This window comes from Streptomyces africanus (assembly GCF_002150735.1).
Classification (GTDB): Bacteria; Actinomycetota; Actinomycetes; order Streptomycetales; family Streptomycetaceae; genus Streptomyces; species Streptomyces africanus.
This window is the reverse complement of sequence record NZ_MUKA01000713.1, coordinates 1-1,321: the sequence shown is the minus strand read 5'-3', so window position 1 is coordinate 1,321 and position 1,321 is coordinate 1. Positions and strand designations below refer to the sequence as shown.

General features: G+C 73.6%; 1 protein-coding gene. It reads left to right on the top strand.

The window, feature by feature from the left end; genetic code table 11:
- Positions 1-186: 186 nt before the first annotated feature.
- The coding region (locus tag CCL05_RS43610; protein ID WP_086565932.1) for a helix-turn-helix domain-containing protein at positions 187-1,321 on the top strand (1,135 nt) is incomplete at its 3' end.

The window sequence follows — 1,321 nt, the reverse complement described above, 5'->3', positions numbered from 1 at the left end:
TGATCAGCGTGGTGGGGACGGATCGGGCGGGGGGCTACCGGGTGCGGGTGACACGAGGGGCGATAGCGGCAGGCAGCAGGAGGTAGGGCCCGGCGGGGGTCGATCAGCGCACAAGGGTCGGGCGGATTCCGGGTTCCGGGTTCCGGATTACGGTAGGCGTGCCGCCACCGCCGTACCGGAGAGCCGATGCCAGCGAAGCCCACGAACGACGCCCACGAGGGGACCGGGAGCGGGGCGCCCACCGAGGCGGTCACGCCGTTGATCCGCGGCATCGCGGTCCTGCGGGAACTGACCGAGGCGGACGGCACCCTGAGCCTCAGCGCCCTCGAACGGGCCACCGGCCTCGCCCGCTCCACGATCGACCGCATCACCGCCACGCTCGCCCGCATGGACTACGTCCGCCTGGACGGCAGGGACGTGCACCTGGCCCCCCGCCTGATGGAACTGGGCAACGCCTACCTCTGCGCGCTGCGCCTCCCCGCCCTCCTCGCCGCCCGAGCGGACGCCCTGGCCGACGAACTGGACGAGTCGGTGTCCCTGGCGGTCGCCGACCGCGACGGCATCCGCTTCATCCACCAGGCCACCCGCCGCCGCGCGATGTCCCTCAGCTTCCGCATCGGCGACCTGCTCCCCGCCGAACGCACCGCACCGGGACCGCTGTTCGCGACGGAGTGGACGGACACCGACTGGCAGCGCTGGCGCGACCGCAGGGCGTCGGACCCGAGGGACCTGTCCTTCACGGCCGTACCACCGCGCACGTACGGAGCGGACCACCGAGACGACGATGCCTTCGCCGGCCGCACGGAAGAGGCGGCCGCGAACGGCTGGGCCCTGGACGACCAACTGATCGAACCGGGCCTGGTGGCGGTCTCGGTCCCGGTCCGGTCCCCGCACGCGGGCGACAGCCGGAAGATCGCGTGCGTGGCGAGCGTGGTCAGCCACACGAGCCGCCACACGGCCCACGACCTGCGCACCACCCTGCTCCCGAGGCTGCGCTCGGCGGTGACGGAGATGGAACGCGAACTGCGCCGCACGCCACCCCCGGAACCCGGCCCGCCCCCCTCGAACCTGGCGCTCTGGACGGGCGCGTCCAAGCAGCAGCTGGGCCGCGACTTCATCGAATCCCTGGCCCGCGGCCTGACGGTCCTGACGGCCTTCGGCGAGGGCAGGCCGGAGCTGACCCTCACGGAGGTGGCCCAGGCGACGGGCCTGGCCCGGGCCACGGCCCGCCGGGCGCTGATCACCTACGAACACCTGGGCCTGGTGACGACCCCGAACCCCCGCACCTTCACCCTCACCCCCCGGGTCCTCTCCCTGGGCT